This is a genomic window from Nostoc sp. (assembly GCF_036917515.1).
Lineage (GTDB): Bacteria > Cyanobacteriota > Cyanobacteriia > Cyanobacteriales > Nostocaceae > Nostoc.
The window spans coordinates 1-4,474 of the sequence record NZ_JBALDE010000121.1 but is presented as its reverse complement, the minus strand read 5'-3'; the positions used below and the strand labels follow the sequence as shown (position 1 = coordinate 4,474).

General features: G+C 40.6%; 5 protein-coding genes and 1 tRNA gene. 5 read left to right on the top strand and 1 reads right to left on the bottom strand.

The genetic code is table 11. The annotated features are described in order from the left end of the window. Nucleotides 1-452: 452 nt before the first annotated feature. The 4 genes from V7K89_RS16090 to V7K89_RS16075 all read left to right on the top strand — a co-directional run bounded on the left by V7K89_RS16090 (nt 453) and on the right by V7K89_RS16075 (nt 2,446). Nucleotides 453-725, top strand: a complete 273-nt coding sequence (locus V7K89_RS16090) for a hypothetical protein (protein ID WP_335188745.1) — start codon at nt 453-455, stop codon at nt 723-725. Between the two features lie 13 nt (nt 726-738). Beyond that, nucleotides 739-1,416 (top strand): ABC transporter ATP-binding protein, encoded by a 678-nt coding sequence (locus tag V7K89_RS16085; RefSeq protein WP_104906077.1) that lies wholly within the window; start codon nt 739-741, stop codon nt 1,414-1,416. Nucleotides 1,417-1,680: 264 nt separating this feature from the next. Continuing rightward, on the top strand, nt 1,681-2,229 hold the full coding sequence (locus V7K89_RS16080) for an NYN domain-containing protein (RefSeq protein ID WP_335188744.1): 549 nt from the start codon (nt 1,681-1,683) through the stop codon (nt 2,227-2,229). A 145-nt stretch (nt 2,230-2,374) separates the two neighbouring features. Next, nucleotides 2,375-2,446, top strand: a tRNA-Asn gene (locus V7K89_RS16075). 160 nt (nt 2,447-2,606) lie between these two features. On the opposite strand, the gene V7K89_RS16070 is transcribed toward V7K89_RS16075, so the two are convergent. After that, nucleotides 2,607-3,395: a hypothetical protein gene (locus tag V7K89_RS16070; protein WP_335188742.1), complete on the bottom strand. Its 789-nt coding sequence runs from the start codon at nt 3,393-3,395 to the stop codon at nt 2,607-2,609. A 224-nt stretch (nt 3,396-3,619) separates the two neighbouring features. Here V7K89_RS16070 and V7K89_RS16065 point away from each other — a divergent pair, with 224 nt between their 5' ends. Further along, a complete protein-coding gene (locus tag V7K89_RS16065; RefSeq protein WP_335188740.1) occupies nt 3,620-4,198 on the top strand; it encodes a hypothetical protein in 579 nt (192 codons plus the stop codon). The last annotated feature ends 276 nt before the right edge of the window (nt 4,199-4,474 follow it).

Here is a 4,474-nt window from a genome sequence, read left to right as displayed (position 1 = left end):
ACGAATACGAAGCGATCGCGCTTGAGCCAGTCGTCTAGAACGTCAAACCACCCTCTACTGGGCGCGCGTCCAACTGCGATGGTCATTAGAGCAAATCTCCAAATGTTTATAAGTACAGGTTGTATCTCTATTATAGACGGCCATAAAAAAGCCTTCTCTAAGCAGAAAGTAAACCGGGTTGTTAACCTAGTTTACAATTTTTTACACACCTTTAATCATATTAGGTGTAAATTGCTAATTTTTCTAGGGGTTTTCTCATAAAAATTAATTTTTGATTCAGATGAGGTGATAAATGGGTAGTAGGGAACAGGGAATGAGGGACAAAGGAGCAGAGGAGTAGTGAAAGAAATAACTAATGCTCAATGCCCCATTCCCCATGCCTAATCCCCATTTCCCTACAATTAGTCAGCTGACGCTAAAATGAGTCCACAGTTAAATTTAATTATTGCTAAATGTTTACCATCGATTTAAGCATCAGAAACACTGCTTTCCCGATCTCAGTACAACGTAAGTCAGCAGAGGATGCTGAAGCTATCTATCAGCTAATTTTGGCAGCAATCCGTTCTGGGAACCCTGACATTGTAGAACTTAAGTGCGAGGGCAAGACAGAGAAAAAAATTGCCGTCCGCGCTAGTGAAATTTCTGGGGTGCAGATTGTTCAGAAAGATGGTACAACCCCTGGTGGTGGCAGACCACCTGGCTTTTTCGCTGTAACTGCTGAGTAACCAAGGTTGACAAATGGCTCAAGTGGGCATTGAGGTCAAAGATTTAAATTTCAGTTGGCCTAATGGAGAGAAAGTTATCAAATCTTGCTCTTTAGAAGTACCCAAGGGTGAGTTTTGGATGCTCTTGGGTACAAATGGCAGCGGCAAATCAACGTTACTGAGATTACTGGCGGGGTTATTAGCTCCTGCATCTGGCGAAATTCGGATTTTACACCCCGTTGGTTTTGTCTTCCAAAATCCGGATCATCAACTGGTGATGCCAACGGTTGGTGCTGATGTGGCTTTTGGATTGGTGGAAGAAAAGTTGCCACCTGCTGCTACTAGAGCCAGGGTTGAGGAGGCGCTAGGGGCGGTGAATTTGCTTACCCTCCAACGACGCCCTATCTATGCACTTTCTGGGGGACAAAAACAGCGAGTCGCGATCGCTGGTGCGATCGCACGTCGCTGTGAAGTCTTATTATTAGATGAACCTACTGCTTTACTAGATCCAGATAGCCAGTTGGATTTAGTTGCTGGTGTCCGTCGCCTTGTTAAAAGTCGAGGTATTACAGCCCTTTGGGTAACACATCGATTAGATGAGTTAAATTACTGTGACGGTGCTTTCTTGCTAGAAAAAGGCTCTCTGGTTGATAGTGGTGAAGCCCAACGCCTCAAACAACGTCTGATGGAGGTACATAGCGAAGCCTCTTAATTGAGTGCTGAATAAATAAGTAAATAAGTAAAATTTATTGCATTCAGCACTCTTGAAGACTACTAAAAAAGAACTGTAAAAAAGAACTAAAATGCGCCTTTTAAACAAAGGCGCGTTTTAAGTTGGTGCGTCTATCTAAGGTTTGAGTTTTATGAGGCTGCCGTATTTTTTATTGTATGTAACACTATATTACACACAATGCATCAACTATTATAAAACTTATGAATGAATTTTGTTAACTCTAGAAAATTGTGATTAAAAACCATGCCCCGTTCCTTACTCCAAGCCGTTTTATTGGTGGACGGCTACAATATCATAGGCGCTTGGCCTTGCCTTAAAAAAACGCGTGATAGCGTTGGATTAGAGGCAGCACGGGGTGAACTTGTGGAAGCAATGACTAGTTATAGTGCGTTTCAAGGTTACACAACTCAAATAGTTTTTGATGCCCAATATCAAAATACCTCTAGTAATAAAGAAATTATTACTGAGCTTTTATCTGTTTATTACACTGATTTTGGGCAAACAGCAGATACTTATATTGAAAAATCCTGCGCTTCTTTTCGCCAGCAAATAGCTCAATCTTTGATTTCTCGTGTAATTGTTGCTACATCAGATCGGGCACAGCAGTTGATGATACAAGGCTATGGGGCTGAATGGTTGTCAGCACAACAACTCTGTGGGGAAGTGGAAGCCACTGTCTGCCGGATGCGACAAAAGTATCATACGCGCAAACAATCGAAGAGTAGATTTTTAGCTAATGCCATTGATGCGAAGGCGCGGCAGCGTTTGGCAGAATTACGAATGGGATTGTAGGTATTTAGTATTTAGTAGTCTCTGCTTAAGTTCCTGAATAGATTTTGGCTGCAAAAATTATCTATAATTAAGCATCTAAAAAAAATATTGGCGAAAGTACTTGCCAAATCCTATTTTTAGCCCTAAGATGATAAATTGTGAGTGATCCTCAGTAGCTCAGTGGTAGAGCGATCGACTGTTAATCGATTGGTCGCTGGTTCGAATCCAGCCTGGGGAGTTTAGTAATTTTAGATTTTCAATTTTGGATTATAGATTATCCATCAGAGGTTTGTGGTCGTTTGACTCAGCTTTTAGTAAGGATTTGGGCACAAATTTACAATATAATAGTTTAGAGCAGTATGAGTATTTGGCAAAGTGCTAAAGGCGTTGTTCTAAGGTTAATCTAATTTCAGGAAGCTGGCGATCGCTTCAATGGTTTGTTCTGCACTCTTAGCAGTAAACATTGGCCCAGCAGCCAAATAAATATTTTTGTCAGATACCAAGTTTAAGACAATATTGTAACTGCTTGAACTTGTACCTGTTACTGTGTCAATTGTAACTGCATCCATATTCAGCCCTGCTATTTCTGAGAGTTTAGCTTCAATAACTTCTTGCCCAAGCCAACCTTTACGTTCGATAGTTGCTTTGTCAAGAGTTTTATCGAAAATGCAAATAATTATGTTATTCATCAGCAGATAAATAATACAAACAGTACCACTGGCAATCAACAATAAACCTAGAGGATAAGTCCATAAACGAGTATCTTCATGAATAGTTAATTTTGGTTCTTGTGAGTTTTTAAGAAAGGCGTTGATTTGTTTAGCCTTTGATTCCTTGTAAGTGCTGTCTGCATTTACTAAATCTATGGGAATTGAACCATTTCTCGTCATAAGTACCAAGGGATAACTATTCCCAGCAGTCTTACTAATGTCTAGTTTTGCACCTAGTACCTCTTTGAGATTCCAAGTTTTAACTTGAGATTTGAAAATCCTCTTAGTGATTAATTGGCAACTTTCTTGAGTAGGTTCAACCCGATTACAAGTAAAAGTAGTTGTCTTTGCCAGTGTCGCGATTAATAAAACGCCTCCTCCTACAAATAGTCCGCCAAATAACCAGTAGAAGATGGCTACTGGCTTGAGTCGTAGTTTTAATAATGTTGGAGTTTGTTCTAAGATTTTGAGTCTCATTGTTGTAACTGTAGTCTTTACTCAAAGCAGTCCACACAGGAAATTCAGATTTCCGCATCGCAGATTGAGATGATTTGGTTTTCAATCTCGTGTTAGGAATCGTTGTGGCTTGTCATTATATGGCAAATGCATATACCCAAGAACTAGATCGCAAAGACATTATCGGGCTAGTGCTATTCTTTTAGGTGATTGCACTTAAGCTGAAATTAGGATAAACGCTTTACATGACTTCTGGAGCGGTGCCTGACAATCCTTTTGTGGCTGCGGGGATGATTGAAGATCCCAGGCTGTTTGTCGGTCGTAAAGATGAATTATACGCGATCGCATCTCGGATGAAGGGCGATCAGCCTACAAGTATAAATATAGTTGGTGACAAGCACATTGGTAAATCTTCGTTGCTGCATTATTTTGTTCGGACTTGGCAGCAGCGAGTATTACACATTTCTGGTATTGCTGTAGATATTCTCAACCGTTGTCAGAGGTTGAGCGATATTGTAGACATTGCTAACCAATTAGCGTGGATTCCCTCACCACCACCAAAGGAACTTGGCAAAGTGCTACCCCAATTTTTGGATATTAGTCAGAATGTACGGGCATCAGAGCAAGCAACTTCACCTTATCGTAAATATGAGTTACTTAATATTCCCATCAATGCCTTACGCCAACTGGGGCAAAGTCTAGCCTTGACAAAAAATGCTCGCGTTGCTGTCTCTTTTGGCAACATTGCACAAAGCTGGCTAACTATCCTAGAGACGGCGCAGCACACTTTAAACGAACAGGCACAGCAATCAAAAGAAATTTGACAAGTTTATATTGCTGGTAACTCGCTAGACCCGGAAACAGCAAAGAATCGTTTCAAAGGACGAATTGATATATTTCAAGAAATTGAAACTTTGGCGCTTTCTGAGCAACCGCCAGTGCTGTTACTTTATGGTGGGCGGAGGACAGGGAAAACCTCAGCGTTGAAATATCTACCTTATAAAATTGGCTCAGATATTTGAAGGGGCGACAATAATCGTAAAAGTGTTACAGGTAAAGGGATTGAAGTAAAAAACCCTCTCAAAAAAATGAAGCTTATT

Coding starts and splice junctions, on each gene's coding strand:
- V7K89_RS16090 (WP_335188745.1), top strand. CDS start 453: ATGTTTACCATCGATTTAAGCATCAGAAACACTGCTTTCCCGATCTCA.
- V7K89_RS16085 (WP_104906077.1), top strand. CDS start 739: ATGGCTCAAGTGGGCATTGAGGTCAAAGATTTAAATTTCAGTTGGCCT.
- V7K89_RS16080 (WP_335188744.1), top strand. CDS start 1,681: ATGCCCCGTTCCTTACTCCAAGCCGTTTTATTGGTGGACGGCTACAAT.
- V7K89_RS16070 (WP_335188742.1), bottom strand. CDS start 3,395: ATGAGACTCAAAATCTTAGAACAAACTCCAACATTATTAAAACTACGA.
- V7K89_RS16065 (WP_335188740.1), top strand. CDS start 3,620: ATGACTTCTGGAGCGGTGCCTGACAATCCTTTTGTGGCTGCGGGGATG.